The sequence below is a fragment of the Candidatus Leptofilum sp. genome (genome assembly GCF_965223525.1).
Lineage (GTDB): Bacteria > Chloroflexota > Anaerolineae > Promineifilales > Promineifilaceae > Leptofilum.
Window position 1 is genome coordinate 1,778,525 of record NZ_OZ245005.1, and the last position, 23,298, is coordinate 1,801,822.

Consider the following 23,298-nt stretch of genomic DNA (forward strand, 5'->3'; position numbering starts at 1 on the left):
AACTCATTTCAGCCAAGCGAATGAGGCGTTCAGAAAGCGAATTACGAATTGCACAAATCAACGAATGGGACGAACTGTTTAACAGAGATTTGTGGGATTCGTTCATTCGTTGTATTCGTGATTATTCTTTGTTCCAGTTAACTGCGTAGCTCAATCAATGTGTAAAAGAATAGTTTTTGTGCCGTACTGAATCAAGGCTGTGTTATTATTATGATTCGAGCAAACTGTAAAAAATTGTGGCAAAATGGAACAACTTGCACCCCCTTGTCGTTGTGACAGAATGCCATTTTTATTGATTGGAGAGATAAACACGCTATGCGTAAAAACCGACTACTTTCTATTTTTGTGATTGTGTTGCTGATTGTGGTGGCTTGCCGCGAGGAGGAGCCGCTGCCCACGGCCGTTCCCACCGTCACCATCCCCACACCCATCCCTACGTCTACGCCCATTGCCACCGACTCCGGGACGGAAACGGCCGTCGCCCCCCCAGCCCCCATCCAAATTGATTCCGCTGACATAGATTGGCCCCCCCAGGTTATCTACAGCAGTCCCGCGCCGGGTGAAGAAGTGCTGCTCAATGGAGCCATCACCATTCGCTTTGACCAGCCGATGAACCAGCAAGCAGTTGAAGCCGCTTTTAGCGTGACGCCCACGGATGGCAGCCAGAAAGTAAGCGGTAACTTCTCTTGGCCCCGCTCAGACACCATGGTGTTTACGCCGCAGGCTGATTATCAACGCCGCCAAATGTATCGTGTAGAGATTGGCGAAACAGCCGCTTCTGCCAATGGCCTCACCCTCGAAGTGCCGCTAGAACTGACGCTGCAAACGGTGGGCGCACTGGCCGTGAGCCAAATCATCCCTGCCGACGGCAGCGCAGATGTGCAGACAGATGGCGCGATTACCGTCTTGTTCAACCGCCCCGTTGTGCCGCTGGTAGGCAGTGGCCAGCAGGCCGCTCTGCCCCAGCCGCTCCAAATTGAACCCGCCATCAGCGGGCAGGGAGAGTGGGTTTCCACCAGCATTTACCGCTTTGTGCCAGATGAACCGCTGGCTGGTGCAACAACATATCGCATAGCCATTGATGAATCTTTAACCGACGTGGTTGGCGTGAGCCTGGCCAGCTCGTTTGCCAGCCAGTTCACTACCCTCAGCCCCGACATTGTGAGCATCCAGCCAGACAGCACCGCCAATCTGATGCCAACAGCCCCCATCACCGTCACCTTCAATATGCCGATGGATCGTGCCGCGACGGAAGCGGCCGTTTCCCTCACCGGTTTTGATGCGCCAGCCGCAGAGATTGCCTACGAATGGCTGGAGGATGACCGCGTGTTGCAGATTACGCCGCAGCAAATTTTGGCTCTGGACACAACCTATCAGCTACAAGTTAACAACGCTGCCCGTGCTGCCAATGGCACAGCCACTTTGCCCGACGGCGAAACCGTAATCTACCAGACCGTGCCGCTGCCCGGCATCGTGCGAACCGTGCCGGCCGCCGGTGGCCTGGCCGACCGGTTCCAGCGAGGCGTCACCATCCAGTTTGCCTCGCCGATGGATTGGGAAACGGTGGAGGGCAATATCCGCATAGACCCAGAGCCAACCAATGTGCGAACCTTCATCAATCAGTTCAGCAATGAGATTTCGCTTGACTTTAATTTGGAACTGAACACAACCTACACCATCATCGTGCCGGGGTTTGTGGCAGACCCGTATGGCAACACGTTGGGTGAACCGGTCACCTTCCGCTTTACCACACCGGGGCGGGTGCCAATTGCCTCGCTGGGTCTGCCGCCGCGCTTGAGCCAGTTCAGCACCAGCTTTGCCACGACTGTGGACGTGATTCATGTCAACGTGTCGCGGCTGGATGTGGCGCTTTACGATGTGGGATTGCCGCTTAATTTGCTCAATCGGCCGTTTGATGTCACAGATTATCGCCCTGCGGCCGTACCAATTAGCAGTTGGTCGTTACCCCAAACAAGCGAGCGGGATGCTGTGAACACGGTCACCATTCCCCTGGCTGGGGAAGGGGGCGGCACGCTGACGCCTGGCGTCTATTTCCTAACGGTGGATGCCCCTGAAACGGGCAGCGACGTGCAGTTTTGGCAAAACCAGCGCAATTTACTGGTGGTGGCAGATACTAATATCGTGGTGAAAGAGATGTTTGGCGCGGTACACGTTTGGGTTACTGAACTGCGTACCGGATTGCCTGCCGCCAACCAATCTCTGACGCTGTACAGTGAGCAAGGGGTAGCATTGGGCACGGCCGTTTCCGACTCAAACGGTTTTGCCGAATTTAGCTACAGCCCCACCAATGATTTCCTGGAAGGGGTCACGGTGGTGAGTGGCCAGCCCGGGCAGGAAGGCTTTGGCATTGGCAGCAGTATTTGGGATGAGGGCATTCGCCCCTGGGAATTGGATGTTCCCGCCACGTCTGGCGAAGAGGTGGAAACCATTGCCTACATTTACACAGACCGCCCCATCTACCGGCCAGGCGACACAGTTCAGTTCAAGGGCATCGTGCGGAACAGTAATTACGGCCGTTACCTGCCCACCGAACTCACGACCCTGGATTTACGCTTTGCCGATTTCTATCGCGGTGGCGAAACGGCCGAACAGCCGATCGTGGTCAATATTGGCCCCGACGGTAGCTTTAGTGGCGACTATCAGCTACCAGAAGACGCGGCGCTGGGCACTTACCAGCTGTTTGCCCAAAATCCCCAGGTAGAAGCATTTCGCCTGTTCACCGTCGCTGAATATCGCGCCCCTGAGTTTCAGGTGGCGCTCACCCCAGCGCAGCCGGAGCAGCTACGGGGCGAAAGCGTAACGATTGATCTGGAAGCGAGCTACTTTTTTGGCGGCCCCGCCACCGATTTACCGGTGGAGTGGTCAGTTTATGAACGTGCCTATCAACCTGAATACACTGGAGGCCCTTATTTTAGTTTTGGGGACGGGGGCGGCTTTTTCTACCAAGACCCCGGCTTGTTTGGCGGGTTTGGTGGCCCTGGTGGGTTTGGCAATTTTGTGTTGAAAAGCAACGGCCGTACCGATGAAAACGGCCGTCTCCAACTCACCTTGCCGGCCAATTTGTTGCAAGATGCCGAATCTGGCAGCCGCATCATCACCGTAGAAGCCACCATCTTCGACATCTCTGAATTCCCAGTTACCAGCCGCACAGTTGTGACGCTCCACGCGGGCGAAGTTTATGTGGGCATTCAGCCAGAAGCGTTCATTGGCCGTGCCGGAAGCGAATCGGCCGTGAATTTGCAGACGATTGGTTGGGATGGAACGGCCGTATCCAACCAGGAAGTTGAGATTGTGTTCTACCGCCGGGAGTGGGTCTCTACCCGCACCCAGGATTTTGGCATCTACTACACCCGCTGGGAACCTGTGGATACCGAAGTGGCCCGCACGCGCGTTGCCACCGATGGCTTGGGCGAGGCAACCGCCAGCTTCACGCCAGAAGAGGGCGGCACCTATGTGGCCGTTGCTACGGTTACAGATGATGGTGGGCGGGCGCAATTTAGCAGCACCACCATCTGGGTCGCCGACAGTGGTCGTATTGGTTGGCAGGTTGATCCCCGTGACAAAACGATGGATTTGACACCCGACGCCACCAGCTACGCCCCCGGCGACACGGCGCGGCTGCTTGTCCAGTCGCCGTTTAGCCAGCCGGTGCAGGCCTGGCTCACCATCGAGCGGGGGCAACTGTTGGAGCAGCGGCTCATCACCGTAAACGGCAGCAGCGACGTGCTGGAAATTCCCGTCACGCCAGCGATGGCACCCAACGCCTTTGTCACCGTCACCGCCATCAAAGGCGTTACCAGCGAGGGAAATCCGTACCCGGAAATGCGGCTGGGCATTGCCGAACTGTCTGTTTCCGTAGAACAGCAAACGCTCATCATCGCCCTGACGCCGCAGCAAGAGACGTTTGGGCCGGGGGAAACGGCCGTCTACACCATCACCGTCACCGACCACCAGGGTAACCCCGTCCAGGCGGATTTGTCGCTGGCGTTGGTGGATTTGGCGGTGCTAACGCTGAAAGAAGACAATGCGCCTAACATTGTGGACGCTTTTTACGCCTCGCAGCCGTACCGCAGCCGAATGGGGTCTGGCCTCATCTTCTCTGGGGAAGGGTACCCGGTTGACGTGCCGATTGAGCAGCTTGGCCTGGGCGGTGGTGGCGGTGGCGACGTCGCTTTGGAAACAACAGTCGCCCGCCTCAACGAAGAAGATGAAGATGGCGGCGTGCGCCAGGACTTCCCCGACACCGCCTTCTGGCAAGCCAACCTAACCACCGATGCCAACGGCCAAGCCACCGTGGAGATTCCGCTGCCAGACAACCTGACTACCTGGCGACTGAGCAGCAAGGCGGTCACGCCGGAGACGCTCGTCGGCCAAAATTCGGTAGACATCATCACCACCCTGCCGCTGCTGGTGCGCTCCGTCACGCCGCGCTTCTTTACCGCTGGCGACGTAGTGGAGCTGGGCGCGGTTGTGAATAACAATACGGGGGATGCGCTGGAAACGACCGTTACTCTGCAAGCAACTGGTGTCACTTTAAGCGGCCCAGAGACACACACCGTCACCGTGCCTGCCAACGGGCAGATGCTGGTTCGCTGGCCTGTTACCGTGCAGGATGTGGCGGGCGTTGACCTCACCTTCCGCGTGGAGGGTGGTGGTTACAGCGACGCTACCAAGCCTGCCATCAGCGATGGCGGTGAAATCCCCGTCTATCGCTACACTGGGAATGACGTTGTGGCTACGGCTGGGCAGCTAGACGCCGCAGGCAACCGCGTAGAAGCAATTTTGTTGCCGCCAGGTGTGGATGTGGCGCAGGGCGAGGTGGCTATTAACCTGAGTCCGTCGCTGGCGGCGGTATTGGTAGACGGCATCGCGCTGAACAATGAGACGCCATATTCTTCATTCTGTGCCTACGCCATCACAGACCGTATGTTGCCAAATGTAGCTTTGCTGAATCTTGATCGGCGGATTGAAGGAGCGGGATTGGCGGAAACAGCCGTTACCGAATCAGAACAGATTGTGCAAACCAGCCTGAACCAGCTAGAAGCTCTGGCTCTGCCCGATGGGGGCTGGGGCTGGTGCAGCAGCGTGCAAAGCGATCCGTGGCTTACGGGCTACACGCTGTTTGGACTGGCGCAAGCCCGCGAATTGGGCTATTCAGTGAAAACAACCGTGCTGGAAAATGGAGCCAACTACCTGGCGCGTCAGCTTGTTTCGCCGTCGCCGCAGCTCACTTCATTTGAGGTGAACCGCCAAGCATTTTTTCTCTACGTGCTGGCGCAGCTAAATCCGAACGTGGCTCCAGATTTGGATAGATTGGTGGCCGAAAACCGTGCCTTGCTAGACCCCTACGGGCGAGCGTTGGTGGCACTGGCCTATGCTCAGCTGGATTTGACGAGTAACCAAATGGAGATGCTGCTAACTGACCTGAATGACAGCGCCATCCTCAGCGCGACGGGCACCCATTGGGAGGATGCTAGCCGGGACATGGGTAACCTGAACAGCAATGTGCGCGGCACGGCCGTCGTGCTGCAAGCGTTAGCCACGCTGGAGCCGGAGAGTCCACTGCTGCCAGGTGCAGTGCGCTGGCTAATGAGTGCGCGCACTGCAAGCGCACACGGTGAGCCGTTGTGGGCGACATCGCATGAAACCGCCTGGACGATCTTTGCGTTGACGGAGTGGCTCGTGGCAACTGGCGAATTAGATGCCAACTATGATTACAGTCTGGAAGTGAATTTGCAGCCGGTGACGGACGGCCGTTTCACCACCAACACCGTCACAGACAGCCGAATGCTATCGTTGCCGCTTGATGATTTACTGCTGGAGGAGGCCAACTTCTTCAACTTTGGGCGTGGGGATGGAGACGGCCGTCTTTACTACACCATGCACCTGGAAAGCAGCATTGCCATGAACTTTGTGCAGCCTGTTAATCGCGGCGTCTCCGTGGAGCGCGTTTATTACGATGCGGCTTGCAATCCAGATACCGAAACCTGTGAACCGATCACCCAAATTGAAGCCGGGCAGCAGGTGCGCGTGGTGCTCACCATCATCACCGAAAATGATTTGGTCTACGCGCGCATCGAAGACCCGATTCCGGCCGGAACTGAGGCGCTTGATCCGGGGTTGAACATCAACTCGCCCACGCAGGGTGGCCAGGTGAACCGCGTGGATGAAGATTATCGCTACGGCTATTGGGGCTGGTGGTATTTCAACCGAATCGAGTACCGGGATGAGCAGGTAGTCTTTTTGGCCAACTTCCTGCCCGCTGGCACCTACCAATATAGCTACTTCCTGCAAGCCACCATTCCGGGCGAATACCAGGTGCGGCCTACCTTTGCCCACGAGACATTTTTTCCAGAGGTAAACGGCCGTTCCGCCGGACTGCTCTTCACCATTGTCCCGTAATCGGTAAGCAGTAATCGGTCATCGGTTCACCGTTTACGGAATACCGATGACCGATTACTGAAAAGCAGGTGATGGACAACATGCAAACTGTCTGCCATCTGCTTTGTCAATTTTTTAACATTCCCCCATTTTTTCACGTTGCCTTAACCTCCTATTGCTATCTATTGATTAAGATAGCAATGTGAAGAAGTTTCGTTAGAAGTAGATTCTAAAATAAAAAAGGTGGTAGTGTGACATAGTGTTTGCCATTTTTCTACAACGTGTCTCAATTTCATAAGAGACGAAACATTGCGTAATACGAAATACGTAATGTAAATGGCGAAAAATCAGACACTCCTGCCCGGCAAGGTGGCGTGAATGGAACCGTATACAGAAGGCATATTTTCCGTTGGTAATCAGGAAATTCATTACGTAGAAGCAGGCAAAAAAGGGCGGCAAATTGCCCTGCTCATTCATGGTTGGTCTAGCTCCTGGTATGCAACCTCCCCTCTATTAGGTCAATTGGCACAGCGTTTTCACGTTATTGCTATTGATCTGCCCGGTTACGGCCAATCCCCCCCGCTGGAAGAAACCACAACCATTCCCGGCTATGCCGAACTTTTAGCCCAACTCATCGGCCAGATTAGCGACGGCCCGGTGGTGTTGGTAGGGCACTCGATGGGCGGCATGATTAGCCTAACGCTGGCCCTGGCGCATCCCATACTGGTAGAGCGCATGGTGCTGCTGAGTCCGACGATAAGCGGCCGTTTATCCACCGCCATCAACCTTTTCATTAGCCCTATCACCATGATGGAGCGATTTGGGTTGGGTAGCCTGGTGGTCACCGCTACCGAGCGTGCCTTTGTTGGGCTGACGGATCGGCTGATGCGCCCGGTCTCTTTCGCCGAGCGCACGGGCATTACCGAGGCAGATTACGAGCGGCTGCGGATGGATGCGCGGCAGCCGGGGCAGGGGCGCGTGCGGGCCGAATGCTACCGGGCGATGTTGGAAAATGACTTAAGCGGCCGTTTAGCCCAAATTGAAACGCCATCTCTGGTGATTTGGGGAGCAGAAGACAACACCGTGCCGCTGCGGGATGCAGGCGTGGTAGCCGATGAGTGGACGGCCGCTGATCTGCGTATTTTGCCTAAAGCGGGCCATTGGCCCCAATTTGAAGCCCCAGACACTACACGTCGCATGGTGGCTGTATTTTTGGGACTGCCGCTCCACAGCAGCGCACTCTTCAAACCTGTGGAAGAGGATGAGCTGGCCCAAATTAACGAAATTGCCCAATTTCTGGTTAACTCCGATGTCGGAACCGATTTGACTTTGCCCCAGCGGACGCGGCTGGCGGCGCAATGCCAGGTGCGCGTTTTTGAACCGGGTGACGTCATTGCTGAAGCGGGAACCACCAGTGATGAGCTGTTCATCATCCAAAAAGGGTACGTGGAAGTGTGGAAGGATCCAGATAACAATTCTGGCACGCACAACCATGAAAAAATTGAGCATGTAGCCAATTTGCGTGCCGGGCAAATTACGGGCGAACTAGCCATGCTGGATCGAGACAAGCGCAGCGCTGATTTGATTGCAGGCGGTGAGGGCGCTACTTTGCTGGCGTTGAGTCGGGAGCGGTTACGGGCATTGGTTGAGGATGATTCAGAGCTAGGCGCGCGTTTCTTGTGGAATATGTCTATCGCCATGTCTACGCGGGTGCGTTTTGTGTTGTGGCAGCTCAATCAGGAGCGCAAAGGCGTAGCAGAGCAGGAAGCTGCTTTTGGCCGCTTGCCCAGCCGGGGTTAAGCAAACTTTTATCTGTAGATAAGGACGCTGGCTATATTTTGGTCAGCGTTTTTGTTTGTGCGGGGAACGGCCGTATGTCACATTTTCCTTACCTGATCATCACACCATATCTATGACATTTGCCACCGGAATTTCTTAGACAGAATCGTTACACTTTAGCATACATTTGGGGAGATTCAGACTCTGATTATCCAGACAACAACCCACACCCACACGGGTTTACCTTCAGGAGATAGCCATGTTAACCACAAATGATTTGATGACCATTGACCCGGAAATTGTGACACAAGATACGCCGCTCCGCGAGGTTGTCACTGCTATGAACCGGGCGAACATACGCCAGGTTTTGGTTGTTGACGGCAAGAAGCTGGTTGGTATTGTGACTGACCGAGATATTCGCCTCGCTGTTAACTCTCCTTTGACGGCCGAAGAGCCCCTGGAACGACTGGAATTGTTGAACGATTATACGGTCGCTGACTGTATGACAACCAATCCACGTACGGTTGCACCAGATACACCTATTCACAAAGTGGCTCAGGTACTGAGCATGTATAAATTTGGGGCATTGCCGGTGGTAGAAAATGAAGAGCTTGTCGGTATCATTACCGTCACCGATTTGTTAAACCAGATGGCTTTGTTGCCAGATCCGGAATCTTAATTTTTCCTCCTGTTTTCACTTCTCCTTGAGGCACCAGACGTCATGCGGCGTCTGGTGCTTTTGCATTTTGGTGGTCTTGCTTCTGAGTGTTTGCTTAGCAGGCCTAATTTTTACACTGATCAATCATCTATTCCTCTTTACAATGGGGATATGCCATTATTGAATTTGTTTACGGCTTCTGCCAAAAACCGTCTAAAAGACCCAACGGCCTTTATCCTGCCGCTGACTGAACCAGTGACGGTGACGCGTACGGAGGACGATTTTTTGCAGGTAGCATGGCAGGAACTCGCTGACCGAACCATTATTTACGTGGGCACTAATCCAGACGATTTGCACGGGATGGTTCAGATTCTTTCTGTGTGTAAGGCTCGTGAAGCAATGGTCGCGGGGTTGAACACGGCCGTTCGTCACTATTTCCGGCTTGAATTTCAGGGTGGGGCTTGGGACGGCCGTTCCCTGCTTGCCGCCGAACGCATTTTGCCCTTACAAAAAGGGGTCAACTTTCGGGATGCGGGGGGCTTTTACACCAAAGAGGGGCAGATGGTGCGTTGGGGCAAGCTGTACCGCTCCGGCAGCCTGACACGGCTAACGCCCTCCGATTTGGCCTATTTGCAGCGGCTAGGCATCCGGTTAGTAAGCGATTTCCGCTCGCCGGAGGAGCGGGAAAAGCATCCGGATCGGTTGCCTGAGATGCCTGGGTTGGTGGAACGGCCGTTGCCGATGGAAAGCGTGGATCGCTGGGAGCGACTGCGCGGTGCCTACGCTATCTTCTTCCGCAAGGGCAAACTAGATGATTACCTGCTGGATGGGTATACGCGAGTGGTGTTGGATAGCAACGCCCACCGCATCGGTGAAATCTTCCAGCGGTTGGCAGACCCGGCTCAACTGCCCGCCGTGCTGCACTGCACGGCAGGCAAAGACCGCACTGGGCTGGTGGTTGCGCTGCTGCTGCTCAGCCTCGGTGTGCCAGAAGAAACCGTGTTGGCCGATTACACCATGAGCAATCATTTTTACGCCCATTTTCGCAAGGGCATCGCGGCCGAACTCAAACAAGTGGCTCCTTGGGGTGTTAACATAGATGATTTGCAGGATTTGCTGCTAGTGAAAGCCAAAACGTTGCAAGGCGCCCTTGCTCATATGCGCCAAAAATATGGCTCGCTAGAAGGCTATTTACGCAATCAGGCAGGCGTCTCCGACGAAACTATTGCCCGCCTGCGCCAAACTTGGCTCGTTGATGTGAATGAACTTGATTTTTAATCAGCAGATTTCGCAGATTTACCAGATTTATCTTTTCAATCTGCGAAATCTTTGATTCTTTTTTATCTTGCCAAAGATAGTATGTTCCACATAACCCTCATCTCCACTTACGATTTAGGTCACCAACCGTTTGGCTTGGCCTCGCCAGCGGCCTGGCTAGAAGCAGCGGGTGCGGAGGTGACCTGTGTAGATATATCGGTACGGCCGTTCCAATCCCAAACTGTCCAGTCTGCCAACCTGATTGCCTTCTACCTGCCTATGCACACCGCCACCCGGCTGGCCGTTCCCCTCATTCAGCGCGTGCAGCGGATTAACCGGGAAGCGCATTTATGCGCCTACGGGCTGTACGCCCCGGTGAATGAACGCTATTTGCGCGAGTTGGGGGTGCAAACCATCCTGGGCGGCGAATTTGAGCAGGGGTTGGTTGATTTAGTGGCGGCACTCCGTGGTGGGCAGCCAATGCCCAGCTTCCCTTCAGTATCACTTCATCGGCAGCAATTTCAACGGCCGTCTCGCCACAACCTGTCCCCACTCACCGCATACGCCCACCTGGACACTTCCAGCGGCAAGCGCGTCGTAGGCTACACGGAAGCGACGCGGGGCTGCAAACATCTCTGTCGCCATTGTCCGATTGTGCCGGTGTATAACGGCCGTTTCCGCATCATTCAGCCAGAGGTAGTGCTGGCCGACGTGCGTCAGCAGGTGGCGGCCGGAGCGCAGCACATCACCTTTGGCGACCCCGACTTTCTCAATGGCCCCGGCCACGCCCTGCCGCTGGTACAGGCCCTCCACGACGAATTCCCCAATCTCACCTACGACGTCACCATCAAGATTGAGCATCTGCAAAAGCACGCCGACGCCCTGCCCCTGCTGCGCGACACGGGCTGCGCCTTTGTCGTGAGTGCGGTGGAGGCGGTAGATGACCGGATTTTGGCCATTTTGGACAAGGGACACAGCCGCGCCGACTTCATTCAGGTGGCTCGGCAGATGCGGCAGATTGGCCTGCCGCTTACGCCCACCTTTGTCACCTTCACGCCGTGGACGACGGTGCAGGGATACATTGATTCGCTGGCGCTACTGGCAGAGCTGGAATTGGTGGAGGCTATTAGCCCCATCCAGTACGCCATCCGGCTGCTGATTCCCGAAGGGTCGCGGTTGCTGAAGCTGGATGCAGTGCGGGATTTGGTAGCCCCCTTTGACCAAGCTGCCCTGGTTTACCCCTGGCAGCACCCCGACCCGGCGGTGGACGCGCTGTACGAGACGGTGTTCAAGCTGGTGAAGGCCAGCCAAAGCGCAGGTGAATCGCGCCAAACGCAGTTTAACCGCATCTGGCAGGCGGCGTTGGCTTTGCTGCCGGAGGCGGAGCAGGCAAGCTGGGCAGCGCGGCAGCCCGTCCTCACTCACCTGGCACGGGCGGTGCCAACCCTCAGTGAAGATTGGTACTGATGAGCGGAGCCCTTCGCGGAGCAGTTTGCTTCCGACCTGGTTTAATTTAGTAATCGGTTGTCAGTAATCTGTCAACGGTTAATGGTTTGCGGTAGGGGCAAGTCCTGGGGGGGATTGGCGCAATGGCTAAAAAGGTGAGGGCGTAGTGCCAGGTGATGCCTGTTGTAAGATTGTTTGCTGCCAAATTGCGTTAAAATAGGCCCATGACTGATTTCTGGAAGCGTAAACCACTTGTCTGGATTGGGCTGGGCCTGCTGAGTATCTTGTTGCAAGGTTGGCGCTGGATGCAGTTTGAAGCGGCCGTGTGGCAAGCGGGCATCGGCAATGCAGCGCTCACCGAGCGGCTGACAATGGACCCCATCGGCAATACGTTGGCGATTGTGGCCTTCGTCAGCATGAGCTGCGTGGTCGCTTTAACGGTATATCGGCTCAATACGCGCATTACCATTCCGGTGTCTGGCTGGTGGGCCATTCCGTTACTGTCCATTGCTGGGCTGGGCATTATGCTTTACCTTTCTACTATTCCAGAAACGACTATTTGCTATCCTAGCGGTGCGTGCCAGGTCATACAACAAAGCGAATACGGCGAAATTTTGAACGTACCCGTTGGGATTTGGGGGGCGTTGGGCTATTTTGCTATTTTGGCTACCTGGAGCGTTAGCTTGATTGGCTCTTCGCGTTTGCTGCGCGTTGTACCCTGGGCATTGCTTGCGCTGACCCTTTTGGGGGTTCTCTTTTCGCTCTACTTCACTTTTTTAGAGCCATTTATTATTGGCGCGACCTGCCCCTGGTGCCTCACTTCTGCCATTTTGATGACAATTTTGTTTTGGCTAAGTGCTGAAACAGTACAAAGTTTGCGTTTGGAACAGGCTTTATACGGTTAGCCTTGTATTTAGTGGTCACTTGATTTATTATGTGACTACACTGATGCGTGTGAATTACGGAGGCTACGATGGAAGCATCTACAGGTATTCGAGAATTAAAAGAGCAGCTAAGTGCCTATATTCGCCGGGTAAAATCCGGTGAAACAATTGTGATTACAGATCGAGGGAAGCCAGTTGGTCGGTTGGTTCCGTATTCTGAATCGTTGCGCGACAAGTTGGATGTGATGGCGCAAGCGGGCTTCATCCGTTGGGACGGACACAGGCTAACGCCACATGAACAAATTGCCAAGAATAACAGTGAGCAACTTGTATCCGATTTGTTGCTGGAGGATCGTGATTGATTGTTTATCTGGATGCGAGTGCGTTGGTCAAGCGTTACGTTCAGGAATTGGGAACGGTTGAGGTTAATCAACTTATTGTCCAGGCAGAAGCAGTTGGTACCTCTATCATTTCGCGGGCAGAAACGGCCGCTGCTTTGGCTAAAGCATATCGTCTCAGCGTACTCTCACAAGGCAATGCTGAACAGGCAGTTGGGTTCTTTCGGGAAGAGTGGCCTAGTTTGATTCGGGTTCAACTTTCTGAAACCGTTGTGCGTCGGGCGGATTTTGTTGCTTGGGAACATAGCTTACGTGGATTTGATGCCGTTCATTTGGCGTCTGCCTTGCTGTGGCAAGAGCAACTAAATCAGGAACTTTTATTTGCCACTTTTGACCGCTCGCTGTGGCTGGCGGCACAGCAGAGCAAGCTCGTACCGTTTCCCCAAGATTTGTCACCCTTTTTGGCAAAGGGACGGAAGAATGGCTGACCAAGATAAACCGCTTATTGACTGGAAAGTAGAAAGCCAGCGGTTTAATGGGGTGGCGACAAAGTATGAAAAATATCGCCCGACGTATCCCACTGCGTTGATTGAGGATCTGATTTCGCTTTCTGGCATTCAGCCGGGGTCTGCCATTTTGGAGATTGGCAGCGGCACGGGCAAGGCAACTCGCTTGTTTGCCCAACGAGGGCACAGCATTCTCTGCCTGGAGCCAGGTCAAAATTTGATTGACGTTGCCAAAGTTGCGTTATCTGCTTATCCGCAGCTTCGTTTTGAAAAGGCTCGCTTTGAGGAGTGGGATGCCGGGGAGAAACGGTTTGATCTGATTTATTCGGCGCAGGCGTTTCATTGGGTGCCGCAGGAAGTGCGCTATGTGAAAACGGCCGTTCTCCTCAAACCAAAAAGGCATCTGGCCACGTTCTGGAATATGTACCCAGGATTTCCTGGCGCATTGGGTGACGCTCTGGACAAGATTTATGTGGAGACTGTGCCAGAAATTGTGGGTGAGAAGTTCGATCCCCAGGAAGTGATTGCGCAGCGGAAGAAATCGCTGGAAGCGGAGGCGAATTTTGAGAATGTGCAGGTTCGCACTTATCCGTGGACGGCCGTTTACACAACAGAGGCGTATTTGGGCTTGCTCGGTACCTACTCTGACCATCTGCGTTTAACGGAGCCAAAGCGACAGCGATTGTTTGCCGCAATTGCTGATTTGATTGAAGAGAACGGGGGTGTTATTGAACGGCCGTATCTAGGCGTTCTCTATTTTGCTCAACGAAAGTAGGATACAGTGGCTGGTGGCTATTGTTTGTACCAGCCACTAATCACTAACCGCTAACTTAAAACGGCCGTTCGTATCTTCGTTTCGCTGGTGAGGGTGCGGTGAATCGGGCAGCGGTCTGCAATGTCTGCCAGGCGCTTGATTTGTGCCTCGTCTAAATCTCCATCAAAACTTATTTCACATTCAATAATGTCTACTTTGGCCTTGCCCTGCGTCTGGCAATCTTCACATTCGTCGGCAGAAATTTTGCGGTGGTTGAGGGTGAGGGAAACGGTTTCAACCGGCCACTGCTTGCGCCGAGCGTAAAGGTGCACGGTCATTACTTTGCAGGCGGCTAGTGAACTGAGCAGCAGATCATATGGGCTGGGGCCTGCGTCATCGCCACCGTCGCGGATTGGCTCATCGGCCAAAATGGCGTGGTTGCTGGCCTGAATTTCAACTTGCAGGTTCTTGAGGCTGCGGGCGGTTACGGTCATGATGGTCTCCTGTGCAAATTATGAATTATGAAGGATGAATTAGGTTCTGGGCTACGGCCGTATCCAATACCCAGATGAGCGTGCCGTGCGTGGGTTGGATGCGCTGGGCAGGGAGCCGATCTGGCTGGTAGGGGCCGTAAAGTACGTTTTGTAGCATAGTTGCTTTGCTGCCACCGCTCACTAAAAAGATGATGTGGCGGGCGCAGTTGATAATTGTGGGGGTGAGGCTGATGCGCTGGGCGGGACGGCCGTCATAATTTACTGTGACGCTGACGACCCATTCTGACTGCTGTGGTGGCGAGCCGGGAAAGAGGGAGGCGGTGTGGCCATCGCTGCCCATGCCTAGCAAAACCACATCGAAGATGGGCGGCGCGCCAGCTTGGGCAATGGTTTTTAGCTGAGTTGTGTAATCAGCAACGGCCGTTTCCACAGCATATTCACCCTTAGCTCGGTGAATATTTTCTTTGGGGATGGGCACGTTTTTGAGCAGTAGCGTGTTGATTTGCCTAAAATTGCTGCCGGGATCGTCTGGTGGCACCAATCGCTCATCCCCCCAAAAGAGGTGGGTTTGCTGCCAGGGCATTTGGTCACGGTACGGCCGTTCTCCCCACAGTTTGTAAATGCTGGCTGGGGTTCCACCGCCAGAGAGGGCGATATTGAAACGGTTGCGTTGGGCAACAGCTTCTTGGGCCAGCTCAGTGAGCAACCGTGCGCCAAACTGGTTGAATGATTCGGGTGAATCCAGAATATGTAGCGTGAATGGTTTAGTCATGTAGCAAATCCATTCCGGCCCAGGCCGTGCCCAACAGTGCGACTTGCGGATTGCATATCACTTGCACTGGCATTGCCAAAAGCAAGCTAGAAAAGCGGCCTTTGTCTCCAAACTCAGAGATGAATCGCTCCGTTTGCAGCAGGTTGAGCAGGCGGGGTGGAATGCCACCGCCCAGGTAAACGCCACCTGTGGCCAATACTTTTAGTGCCATGTTGCTGGCTTCAGCGGCCAAAATATCTACAAAAAGTTGCACCGTTGCTGTGCAAATGTCGGCCGTTTTGGCCAACCCTGCCTCTACAATCACCGGTGTGGGATCATCGGCCTGTACGATTTGCTCACGTAGCCATTCTGGTTCCTGGAAACGGCCGTCCTGCCGCCAAAATTCGTACAGATTGGGTATACCACTGCCAGAGCAGACGCGCTCGAAGCTGACGTGGTCAAATTTCTGCTCCAGATAGGCCTGAAGTGCTCGCTGCTCCGCGTTGGTGGGGGCAAAGGAAGCGTGCCCCCCTTCAGAAGGGTGGGCCTGGTAGCGCTGTCCATCCCAGGTGAGGAATGCTTCGCCTAGACCGGTGCCCGGGGCAATCACGGCAATGGCCCCACTTGGTTCGACTTGCCCTTCGTTAATCGTTGCTAGATCATCGGTTTGCAGATGGGGCACGGCGTTGGCAATGGCTTCCAGGTCGTTGAGCAGTGCTACGTGTTCAATGCCAAAGGTTTGGCTGATGGTGGCAGCGTCAATTATCCAGGGTAGGTTGGTAATTTGGGAACGGCCGTTTACCACCGGGCCAGCGACGCCAAAGCTGGCAGCTTCAATGCCGACAGCCTTGTCTTGCAAAAATTGGGCAATGATTGCCTCTAACGAGGTGAAACGGCCGCTTGGAAAGGTTTGTAAATGCAGGGGATGGCGCGACTCAACCGAAACGGCTGTCGAAAATAGCGCGAGTACTGTTTTCGTGCCGCCAATATCGCCAGCAAGTAGCATCGTTTCTCCTTCGTAAATGTTGCGTATTGCGTATTTCGTAAAAGCTGACGGAATACGCAATACGATTTTCATTCACGGTGTTGAACCAGTATTCAAGACGATTCCTTGTTTTTAACTGTCTTGCACCTGCACACCACGCCAGAAGGCCACATGATCCTTAATGTTGCTGGCAGCGTCTTTAGGGGTGGGATAATACCAGGCTGCGTTTTCGTTTTTCTGCCCATCTACTTCAATGGTGTAATAACTGGCGACGCCTTTCCAGGGGCAGGTTGTTTGGTAGCTGCTTTCCTTAAAATATTCACGGTTAATGCTGTTAATCGGAAAGTAATGATTGCCTTCAACCATTTCGGTTTGGTCACTTTCTGCTAACACAACACCATTCCAGATTGCTTTTGCCATCTTGTTTTCTCCTTAACTTAATAATTTGGTAAAGGGGTGACTTCTGTTTGAGAGTTTGGGGATGCTGCCTATTCCTCCGTATCGGCCGTTTTTAGAATTTGCAGCAGCAGTTCAAATTCATCACGACAGTCTGGGCACATGTCGAGATGGGTTTCGACCAGTGGCATGAGCTGTCTGGCTTCTTCGTTATCTGCCACCAGCTCAACGTACTCATCCAGCAGCGCATATGCTTCATCGCAGGAGTAGGTGCCTTCTAGCGTTTTTTCCAGGCGGTGCATCAGATCTACCATATTTTGCTGGTTCATAGCAGGAACGGCCGTTTCGCCACTGGCAAAGTGGTTGGGTTCGTTTATATCTGGGTTTGATCTGCTAAACAGATTCTTGATCTGGTTCCAAATAGTCATGGTTACTTTGTTGAGACATACCTTTTGTTCTTGCCCTGTTTGATGGGTTTGTGGACGCTGTTCTTACTTGGTGCAAAAAAAGGTCACTTTTTTAGACAGTGCTTAATCAAAAACCTGCAAAATATCTCCGGGGGTGTATCCATCTTTCGCCAAACTTTTCTTTAGTTTAACCCTGGCATCATGCAGCAGCTTGTATACGGCGTTTGGCTTCATCTCTAATTTGCTGGCGATATGGTTGGTAGATTTGCCATTTATCACCGAATCAACGAGGGCAGTGCGCTGGCGCTCCGTTAAATCATGGTCAATGAGCTTTTGCACGTAAGCAAGAAGTTCGGCGCGAGCGGTGCGATTTTCTGGAGTTGGTGCTTGGTCAGCCACAAAGCTGGGAGTGTAGTCACCGCTACCATCCGACTCTGTGATGCCATCTAGGGAGCTGTCTTGCCAGCGTTTGCGACGTAATTCCGTTAAGGCGACAGAGACAGCAATTTTGTGGGCCCAGGTGGTAAATTTGCTGCGTCCGGCAAAGCTATCTAAATTGTCTAGCACTTTGAGCACGGCTTCTTGGGCAAAATCATCGGCCTGGGTGTGGAATTCTGGGGCGGAGGTGTTGACTCTGGCGAGCAAACCTCGTTTAAGTCCATTGGTTAAAACTGCACTGAGATCAGCAACGGCCGTATCATAATTAGGGTGTTCTGGCCGAAGTTCAGCCAGCCATTGTTCATTGGTTCGTTTTGTAGTCACATGCAGGATTATACCGAAAATTTATCGTTAGAGCCGTTTCTCATCTTATTTCAATGCAAAGGCTTGACGTTTTGTTTATAATAGTGCCACTTACCTTTAGCTGTTACTATCGCGTGCCGTAATAGCTGCCCCACGACGTCGTCGGCACCTGGAGTTCCCGACCAACTTTCAGTAGATGGTATAGCTCAGTAGTTTGCAGGAGATATGTCTGATATGAAAGAGTCAATGTCGATCCAAAAGTTCAACGAGTTGTTATTAAAAGCTGGCAAGTCTGAAGATACTCTGATGACTGCTCTACGCCAATTGACCAAAGTGTCTGACCACAAAGAGTTGTCTGCCTTGCGGAAGCAAGAAGTTTGGGGTTGGTACTGGGATTGGTAACATTTGGGATGGTGGGGCTACGGCCGTAAAATACTATCCTCCTTCTTTTTGATTGTGTGTAGAGGTCGGCTGCACACAATCATGAGCCTAAATTTCACCAAATTCTGCCAAAAAAAATAAAAAATGGATTTTGTTTAATGATTGACATGGCAGAAGTGAGTGCCGTTTTTGAGCAGCAGCCAGAGGTCGCTGCCTGGCCAGCCATGCAGGATGTGTGGCACCATTACGCTAAAAATCCTAGCTCGTGGCGGCTACCAGAACTGGCCTGCCGTGCCGTTGGCGGTGATGTGGCTGCTGTGGTGTCGTTGGTAACGGCCGTTGCCTGCTGCCACATTAGTATCGTGCTGGTTGACGATATTTTGGATGATGATCCCAAGGGACTTTATCGGCAGTTAGGTGCGGGGGTGGCAGCTAACCTGGCACTGGCCTTTCAGGCGGTGGCTTACCGCATTGTGCAGGGGACAACAGGAACGGCCGTTCCCCTGCTTTTGGCCGAACTTGCTCACCTAAACCTGAAAACCGCGCAAGGGCAGCATCTGGATGTTCAGCCAGAATTAAACGAAGCTCACTATTGGGCAACGGTAGAAGCCAAAAGTATGCCTTATTACGGGGCAGGGTTTTATTTGGGGGCGTTGGTCGGCGGGGTAGATACGGCCGTTGCCCACCAACTCCGTCACTTTGGCCATCTTATTGGCAAGCTCATCCAGGTAAGTGATGATTTGGCAGATGTTTACCAAACACCAGCCAGCCCTGACTGGCAGCGCGGTGGCGGAAATTTGGCAATTTTGTATGCGCGTTTGGCAGACCATCCTGATCAGGCCAGATTTGAAGAATTGCTGCCCCAGGTCAACCAGCCAGCCATGCTAGAAGAAGCCCAACAAATTTTGCTACGCAGTGGTGCGGCCAGCTATTGCGTCTTTCAGATGATGGAAATTGCCCAGGAAGCGCGGTCTGTTTTAGATAGCTGCCACCTGGCCCAGCCAAAATTATTGCAACAATTTTTGTCTGAACGCGTTGAGCATCTTTTTGAACTTTTAGAGGAAAATAATATGCCGCTACCAGAAGAGCTAGCAGCGGCACTGTTGATTTAATTGAGGTTGTTTGAGATAAATTATTCTTCGCTGACAGAGGTGAAGCGGTAGCCCGTACCCCGCTCGGCTACAATGTAGGTGGGTTCGTTGGGATTTACCTCAATTTTACGGCGTAGCCGGTGTACATGCACATGCAGCCGATCCTCCTGCGCTTCTTCCATAGGCCAAATGCGGTTTAGCAAGAAATCTGTGGTTACAATTCGCCCGGAGTTGCGTACTAGAATGTACAGCAGCTTGGTTTCGGTGGGGGTGAGCGAAATGGGGTCTCCCTCTACCAACGCTTCGCGGTTGGGGAAGTTAACCATGAGGCGGTCATCAATGCGGGTAGTGGATTCCAGCGTGTAGTTGTAATCGCCCATGCGGCGCAGCACGCGCCCAACCCGTGCTTTTAGCTCTTCAGGGTTAAATGGCTTTACAATATAATCTTCGGCGTACTGTTCCAGCCCTTCGATAATTGTTTCTTCGGTATTTACGGCCGTTAGCATAATAATCGGCATGTCGCTAAATTCCCGCACGGCATGGCAAAATTCAAAACCGCTCATCACGGGCATATGCAGGTCAACAATAGCCAGATGGGGCATTCCGTGCCGGTTGATTAACTTGAGTGCATCCTGGCCAGAGGCGGCTGTCATCACTTGGTAGCCAGCCTGTTCTAGCGTGTGTTGCACAATCCGCAGGGTAAACGCATTATCATCTACAGCAATAATTTTTTGTGATTCAATTGGTGAGTCAAGCATAAGGCAGCTTCTTTCTTATTTTTTAATTCATTGGACTAATGAATTGGTAATGGCTGTTAGTAATTGGTAAATTGTTGAGATTGTTAGCTAGGACGTGTATCTTACAAACCGTAAGATTTGAGCAAGTATAACTGAATACGGCCGTAAGATAAAGTAAAAAAAGGCGAGAATAGTACCAAAGAAATTCTGTTTTCAGGCACAAAAACCAATTTATCTCTCCTCGGTTAAAAATTGCCGCTTACCTCGTTTCTGTTAGAATTTCATACCTTGATTATCTTTGCCCTTGTCATCTGCATGTGTTATAACTGAGATGGTAAATGGGATATATTTCACAAATAGTTTGTGAACATTAAAAGGCAACGTCTACAAAACCCGCAGGCAGCGTAACGGAAACATTTTGCACTGCTCTGCCGGGTTTTTGTTATCGGCTGAATACTGGCTAAGCAAATCACAAAAAGTCCTTTAAATTGAGTGCCCCGTCCTATTGTGATTTGCTTAAGTAAAACCGGGAAAAACGGCCGTCCCATCTTATCAAGTGGAGGAAGAACACCCGTGCAAAGTGAGTGGCAATTTATCGTCTTGTTTGTGCTGCTGGCTCCCATATTTCCAGTAGCGCCCATCGTTATAAACCGACTTCTTGGCCCGCAAAAACCCAACCCAATTAAGCAGCAAACCTATGAATGTGGTGTTGAAACTGTGGGGGATGCCTGGGTTCAGTTCAAGGTTCAGTATTACATTTATGCCCTTGTTTTCGTCATCTTCGATATCGAAGCTGTGTTCCTGTTCCCCATTGCGGCAGCATATGACCAGCTAGGCCTCTTTGCCATTGGCGCTGCTGTCGTCTTTATCGTTTTGTTGGCTGATGGTTTGTTGTATGCCTGGGGACGCGGCGTGCTGGAATGGATTTAGACGGAGTAGCGCATGAGCTTTAATCTTCTAGAGTTTATTTTAAGCATTTTGGATTTTACCGCTGGCGATTATTTAGCTGGCGTTTGGGGAGACGAACCCTGGGTTAGCGTTGTGCTAGACATCATGGGCATTCTCATTGTCGCCACCATTCCGCTGCTGATGGTTTTTATTGTGGGCTGGACAGAGCGCAAGGTGTTGGCACGTATGCAGGATCGCATAGGGCCAAACCGCGTGGGTGGTAAATATGGCGCACTGCAAATGGTGGCCGATGTGGTCAAAATGATGACCAAGGAACTCATTGTTCCGGCTGGCGCAGATAAGGTCGCTTACTTTTTAGCACCTTCGCTGGCTGTCATTACCTCTGCTTTGTTATTTGCCGTTTTGCCATTTGCACCGGGCGTTATTGGTGTAGACCTCAATGTTGGGATTTTCTACATTCTCTCCATCAGCTCTGTGTCGGTTGTGGCGATTTTGTTGGCCGGATGGGGATCGAATAATAAGTATGCGCTTTTGGGTGCTTTCCGGGCTGTGGCGCAGTTAGTGAGCTACGAAGTCCCCATGATTCTCTCTTTGCTCGTTCCTATTATATTGGCTCGCTCCATGTCTACGGTAGATATTGTTGGTGCACAAGCCATTCCGTTTGTTGTTTTTGCCCCAATTTCTGCCTTGATCTTCTTTGTTTCTGCATTGGCAGAGACTGGGCGCTCTCCTTTTGATTTACTTGAAGCTGAATCTGAAATTGTGGCCGGTTTCCACACGGAATACACTGGTATGGTGTTTGGCCTTTTTATGGCGGCTGAGTATATGGCCATCATGTTTATGTGTGGTCTTTTTTCTACGGCTTATTTGGGCGGGTATCGCTTCTTTGGTTTGGAAGAGATTGTTTTGGCCAATGGGTTTGAACTGGGGCGCGGTTTGGGCGTGTTGATTTTGCTTATCAAGTCGGCGCTGGTGTTCTTTGTTTTCATGTGGCTGCGGGGGACGCTGCCGCGCTTCCGAATTGACCAATTGCTGAACTTTAACTGGAAATTTATGGTTCCGTTGACGTTGGTGATTTTGCTGTCTGTGGCGCTGCTGGATCGGCTGGCGCTGGACTTGATTCCTGGCATTACGGAAGATAGTTGGGTGCGTGCGGCCGTTCATTTAGTTAGTAATCTCATTATTGGGTTTGCGGGTCTGGAGGTGTTGCGCCAGGCAGCGCGCCGCCAACGGAAATTGCATAATATAACGAGCCCCATCCTGGCAGTGGCAGAAAATGAAGGCCAGCCCGTTGATGTAGCCGAGGAAATGGAACCTGCTCATGATCACCATCATGAGGCCGTTCCTGCCCATTAAATTTGCACTGCATGTGTGCCAAGTATCGGTAATCAGAAGTCAGTAGTCAGTTTTCAGTGAACGCTTCCCAATAGTAGCAGGGCACACTGATAACTGTATACAGATTACTGAACACTGGTAGTAGCGGAGGCGCACAAAAAACTTTTGCCTTCACAGGAGTAGACTTGTGACGCTTGAGCAAGTAATTTTTATTTTAGTTAGTTTGTTAACAGTGGGGACAGGCATTGTGGTGGTTACAAACCGCAATTTGTTCCACGCTGCCCTGGCAATGATGGCATCCTTTTTGGGTGTTGCCGGGCTGTATATTTTGCTGGATGCGGGCTTCTTGGCTGCTGCCCAGCTTTTGGTTTACATTGGCGCTATCTCGATTTTGATCATTTTTGCCATCATGTTAACCCGCCGGATGATGCAGGCGCGTGAAGCGGCTTTTAATTCCCAGGCGGGGCTGGGTTTGCTAACGGCCGTTGGCACATTTGCCCTGCTTGCCTCCGTTATTGTGCGCTGGTGGGGGGTAGAAACGGTAAACGGCCGTCCCCAAGTGCCGGACAATGTGTTGCAGGGGGCAGTTGTTGCCTTGGGTGAAGCGTTTGTAAGCCCCAGCGGGTACGTGATTCCCTTTATCATGGCCTCTGTTTTGCTGTTAGCGGCTCTCATTGGTGCCATTTATATTGCCTGGCCGGCAGAATATTCGGAGGATGAAGCATGATTCCATTATCTTGGTACCTCCTGGTTGCGGCCTTACTGTTTTGCGTGGGATTGTACGGGGTGGTGGCTCGTCGTAATGCGGTTGCCATTTTAATGTCGGTTGAGCTGATGCTAAACGCTGTGAATATCAACCTGGTTGCATTTTGGCGGTACGGCTCTGTGTTGAATCCGGGCGCACCGCCGGTTGGTTGGGCCTGGACGATTTTTGTGCTGACCGTTGCCGCTGCGGAAGCGGCCGTTGGTCTGGCACTTATTATTTCCATTTATCGCCGTCGAGATTCAGTTATCGCCGAAGAGTTGGACTTGCTAAAGAACTAACGA

22 protein-coding genes are annotated in these 23,298 nt (G+C 52.6%); 15 read left to right on the forward strand and 7 right to left on the reverse strand.

Annotated features, from left to right (window positions below; all coding sequences use genetic code 11):
• The first annotated feature begins 315 nt into the window (after nt 1-315).
• The 9 genes from ACOQPM_RS24665 (at nt 316) to ACOQPM_RS24705 (ending at nt 14,045) form a co-directional block, all read left to right on the forward strand.
• Nucleotides 316-6,423, forward strand: a complete 6,108-nt coding sequence (locus tag ACOQPM_RS24665) for an Ig-like domain-containing protein (RefSeq protein ID WP_420631052.1) — start codon at nt 316-318, stop codon at nt 6,421-6,423.
• Nucleotides 6,424-6,780: 357 nt separating this feature from the next.
• The gene (locus tag ACOQPM_RS24670; RefSeq protein WP_420631053.1) at nt 6,781-8,202 is read left to right on the forward strand and encodes an alpha/beta fold hydrolase; all 1,422 of its coding nucleotides are present in this window, start codon (nt 6,781-6,783) and stop codon (nt 8,200-8,202) included.
• A 238-nt stretch (nt 8,203-8,440) separates the two neighbouring features.
• Nucleotides 8,441-8,860 (forward strand): CBS domain-containing protein, encoded by a 420-nt coding sequence (locus ACOQPM_RS24675; RefSeq protein ID WP_420631054.1) that lies wholly within the window; start codon nt 8,441-8,443, stop codon nt 8,858-8,860.
• A 150-nt stretch (nt 8,861-9,010) separates the two neighbouring features.
• Complete coding sequence (locus tag ACOQPM_RS24680; protein WP_420631055.1) at nt 9,011-10,117, forward strand: tyrosine-protein phosphatase; 1,107 nt, start codon at nt 9,011-9,013, stop codon at nt 10,115-10,117.
• 81 nt (nt 10,118-10,198) lie between these two features.
• The gene (locus tag ACOQPM_RS24685; RefSeq protein WP_420631056.1) at nt 10,199-11,563 is read left to right on the forward strand and encodes a CUAEP/CCAEP-tail radical SAM (seleno)protein; all 1,365 of its coding nucleotides are present in this window, start codon (nt 10,199-10,201) and stop codon (nt 11,561-11,563) included.
• A gap of 203 nt (nt 11,564-11,766) precedes the next feature.
• On the forward strand, nt 11,767-12,447 hold the full coding sequence (locus tag ACOQPM_RS24690; protein ID WP_420631057.1) for a vitamin K epoxide reductase family protein: 681 nt from the start codon (nt 11,767-11,769) through the stop codon (nt 12,445-12,447).
• A 68-nt stretch (nt 12,448-12,515) separates the two neighbouring features.
• Complete coding sequence (locus ACOQPM_RS24695; protein ID WP_420631058.1) at nt 12,516-12,788, forward strand: type II toxin-antitoxin system Phd/YefM family antitoxin; 273 nt, start codon at nt 12,516-12,518, stop codon at nt 12,786-12,788.
• Nucleotides 12,785-13,252, forward strand: a complete 468-nt coding sequence (locus ACOQPM_RS24700) for a type II toxin-antitoxin system VapC family toxin (protein ID WP_420631059.1) — start codon at nt 12,785-12,787, stop codon at nt 13,250-13,252. The genes ACOQPM_RS24695 and ACOQPM_RS24700 overlap by 4 nt, the downstream gene beginning before the upstream one ends.
• Nucleotides 13,245-14,045 (forward strand): class I SAM-dependent methyltransferase, encoded by an 801-nt coding sequence (locus ACOQPM_RS24705; protein WP_420631060.1) that lies wholly within the window; start codon nt 13,245-13,247, stop codon nt 14,043-14,045. The genes ACOQPM_RS24700 and ACOQPM_RS24705 overlap by 8 nt, the downstream gene beginning before the upstream one ends.
• Nucleotides 14,046-14,095: 50 nt before the next feature.
• Here ACOQPM_RS24705 and ACOQPM_RS24710 read toward each other — a convergent pair whose 3' ends face one another.
• From ACOQPM_RS24710 to ACOQPM_RS24735, 6 genes are all read right to left on the reverse strand, one after another.
• Entirely contained in the window at nt 14,096-14,518 is a 423-nt protein-coding gene (locus ACOQPM_RS24710) for an OsmC family protein (protein ID WP_420631061.1), read from the reverse strand.
• A 25-nt stretch (nt 14,519-14,543) separates the two neighbouring features.
• A complete protein-coding gene (pgl, locus tag ACOQPM_RS24715) occupies nt 14,544-15,290 on the reverse strand; it encodes a 6-phosphogluconolactonase (RefSeq protein WP_420631062.1) in 747 nt (248 codons plus the stop codon).
• Nucleotides 15,283-16,275, reverse strand: a complete 993-nt coding sequence (gene glk / locus ACOQPM_RS24720; protein ID WP_420631063.1) for a glucokinase — start codon at nt 16,273-16,275, stop codon at nt 15,283-15,285. Before glk ends, pgl begins: the two co-directional genes overlap by 8 nt.
• A gap of 111 nt (nt 16,276-16,386) precedes the next feature.
• Nucleotides 16,387-16,674 (reverse strand): DUF427 domain-containing protein, encoded by a 288-nt coding sequence (locus ACOQPM_RS24725; RefSeq protein ID WP_420631064.1) that lies wholly within the window; start codon nt 16,672-16,674, stop codon nt 16,387-16,389.
• A gap of 68 nt (nt 16,675-16,742) precedes the next feature.
• The gene (locus tag ACOQPM_RS24730) at nt 16,743-17,078 is read right to left on the reverse strand and encodes an anti-sigma factor family protein (protein WP_420631065.1); all 336 of its coding nucleotides are present in this window, start codon (nt 17,076-17,078) and stop codon (nt 16,743-16,745) included.
• Nucleotides 17,079-17,180: 102 nt separating this feature from the next.
• Entirely contained in the window at nt 17,181-17,819 is a 639-nt protein-coding gene (locus ACOQPM_RS24735; protein WP_420631066.1) for an RNA polymerase sigma factor, read from the reverse strand.
• Between the two features lie 204 nt (nt 17,820-18,023).
• Between ACOQPM_RS24735 and ACOQPM_RS24740 the strand changes: the two genes are divergently transcribed.
• Entirely contained in the window at nt 18,024-18,200 is a 177-nt protein-coding gene (locus tag ACOQPM_RS24740; RefSeq protein ID WP_420631067.1) for a hypothetical protein, read from the forward strand.
• Between the two features lie 137 nt (nt 18,201-18,337).
• Nucleotides 18,338-19,291, forward strand: coding sequence for a polyprenyl synthetase family protein (locus ACOQPM_RS24745; protein WP_420631068.1), 954 nt, complete (start codon nt 18,338-18,340; stop codon nt 19,289-19,291).
• Nucleotides 19,292-19,311: 20 nt separating this feature from the next.
• Here ACOQPM_RS24745 and ACOQPM_RS24750 read toward each other — a convergent pair whose 3' ends face one another.
• Nucleotides 19,312-20,028, reverse strand: coding sequence for a response regulator transcription factor (locus ACOQPM_RS24750; protein WP_420631069.1), 717 nt, complete (start codon nt 20,026-20,028; stop codon nt 19,312-19,314).
• Nucleotides 20,029-20,580: 552 nt separating this feature from the next.
• On the opposite strand from ACOQPM_RS24750, the gene ACOQPM_RS24755 reads away from it, so the two are divergent.
• From ACOQPM_RS24755 to nuoK, 4 genes are all read left to right on the forward strand, one after another.
• Nucleotides 20,581-20,937 carry an NADH-quinone oxidoreductase subunit A gene (locus ACOQPM_RS24755; RefSeq protein ID WP_420631070.1) on the forward strand — a complete coding sequence of 119 codons (357 nt, stop codon included), beginning with the start codon at nt 20,581-20,583 and terminating at the stop codon, nt 20,935-20,937.
• A 12-nt stretch (nt 20,938-20,949) separates the two neighbouring features.
• Nucleotides 20,950-22,272, forward strand: coding sequence for an NADH-quinone oxidoreductase subunit NuoH (nuoH, locus tag ACOQPM_RS24760; protein WP_420631071.1), 1,323 nt, complete (start codon nt 20,950-20,952; stop codon nt 22,270-22,272).
• 166 nt (nt 22,273-22,438) lie between these two features.
• Nucleotides 22,439-22,978 (forward strand): NADH-quinone oxidoreductase subunit J, encoded by a 540-nt coding sequence (locus tag ACOQPM_RS24765; protein ID WP_420631072.1) that lies wholly within the window; start codon nt 22,439-22,441, stop codon nt 22,976-22,978.
• A complete protein-coding gene (gene nuoK, locus ACOQPM_RS24770) occupies nt 22,975-23,295 on the forward strand; it encodes an NADH-quinone oxidoreductase subunit NuoK (RefSeq protein ID WP_420631073.1) in 321 nt (106 codons plus the stop codon). The genes ACOQPM_RS24765 and nuoK overlap by 4 nt, the downstream gene beginning before the upstream one ends.
• Nucleotides 23,296-23,298 lie beyond the last annotated feature (3 nt).

Bases quoted from the DNA above. Each gene is read 5' to 3' on its own strand.
- ACOQPM_RS24665 (WP_420631052.1), top strand. From the start codon at position 316: ATGCGTAAAAACCGACTACTTTCTATTTTTGTGATTGTGTTGCTGATT.
- ACOQPM_RS24670 (WP_420631053.1), top strand. From the start codon at position 6,781: ATGGAACCGTATACAGAAGGCATATTTTCCGTTGGTAATCAGGAAATT.
- ACOQPM_RS24675 (WP_420631054.1), top strand. From the start codon at position 8,441: ATGTTAACCACAAATGATTTGATGACCATTGACCCGGAAATTGTGACA.
- ACOQPM_RS24680 (WP_420631055.1), top strand. From the start codon at position 9,011: ATGCCATTATTGAATTTGTTTACGGCTTCTGCCAAAAACCGTCTAAAA.
- ACOQPM_RS24685 (WP_420631056.1), top strand. From the start codon at position 10,199: ATGTTCCACATAACCCTCATCTCCACTTACGATTTAGGTCACCAACCG.
- ACOQPM_RS24690 (WP_420631057.1), top strand. From the start codon at position 11,767: ATGACTGATTTCTGGAAGCGTAAACCACTTGTCTGGATTGGGCTGGGC.
- ACOQPM_RS24695 (WP_420631058.1), top strand. From the start codon at position 12,516: ATGGAAGCATCTACAGGTATTCGAGAATTAAAAGAGCAGCTAAGTGCC.
- ACOQPM_RS24705 (WP_420631060.1), top strand. From the start codon at position 13,245: ATGGCTGACCAAGATAAACCGCTTATTGACTGGAAAGTAGAAAGCCAG.
- ACOQPM_RS24710 (WP_420631061.1), bottom strand. From the start codon at position 14,518: ATGACCGTAACCGCCCGCAGCCTCAAGAACCTGCAAGTTGAAATTCAG.
- pgl (WP_420631062.1), bottom strand. From the start codon at position 15,290: ATGACTAAACCATTCACGCTACATATTCTGGATTCACCCGAATCATTC.
- glk (WP_420631063.1), bottom strand. From the start codon at position 16,275: ATGCTACTTGCTGGCGATATTGGCGGCACGAAAACAGTACTCGCGCTA.
- ACOQPM_RS24725 (WP_420631064.1), bottom strand. From the start codon at position 16,674: ATGGCAAAAGCAATCTGGAATGGTGTTGTGTTAGCAGAAAGTGACCAA.
- ACOQPM_RS24730 (WP_420631065.1), bottom strand. From the start codon at position 17,078: ATGACTATTTGGAACCAGATCAAGAATCTGTTTAGCAGATCAAACCCA.
- ACOQPM_RS24740 (WP_420631067.1), top strand. From the start codon at position 18,024: ATGTCTGATATGAAAGAGTCAATGTCGATCCAAAAGTTCAACGAGTTG.
- ACOQPM_RS24745 (WP_420631068.1), top strand. From the start codon at position 18,338: ATGATTGACATGGCAGAAGTGAGTGCCGTTTTTGAGCAGCAGCCAGAG.
- ACOQPM_RS24750 (WP_420631069.1), bottom strand. From the start codon at position 20,028: ATGCTTGACTCACCAATTGAATCACAAAAAATTATTGCTGTAGATGAT.
- nuoH (WP_420631071.1), top strand. From the start codon at position 20,950: ATGAGCTTTAATCTTCTAGAGTTTATTTTAAGCATTTTGGATTTTACC.
- nuoK (WP_420631073.1), top strand. From the start codon at position 22,975: ATGATTCCATTATCTTGGTACCTCCTGGTTGCGGCCTTACTGTTTTGC.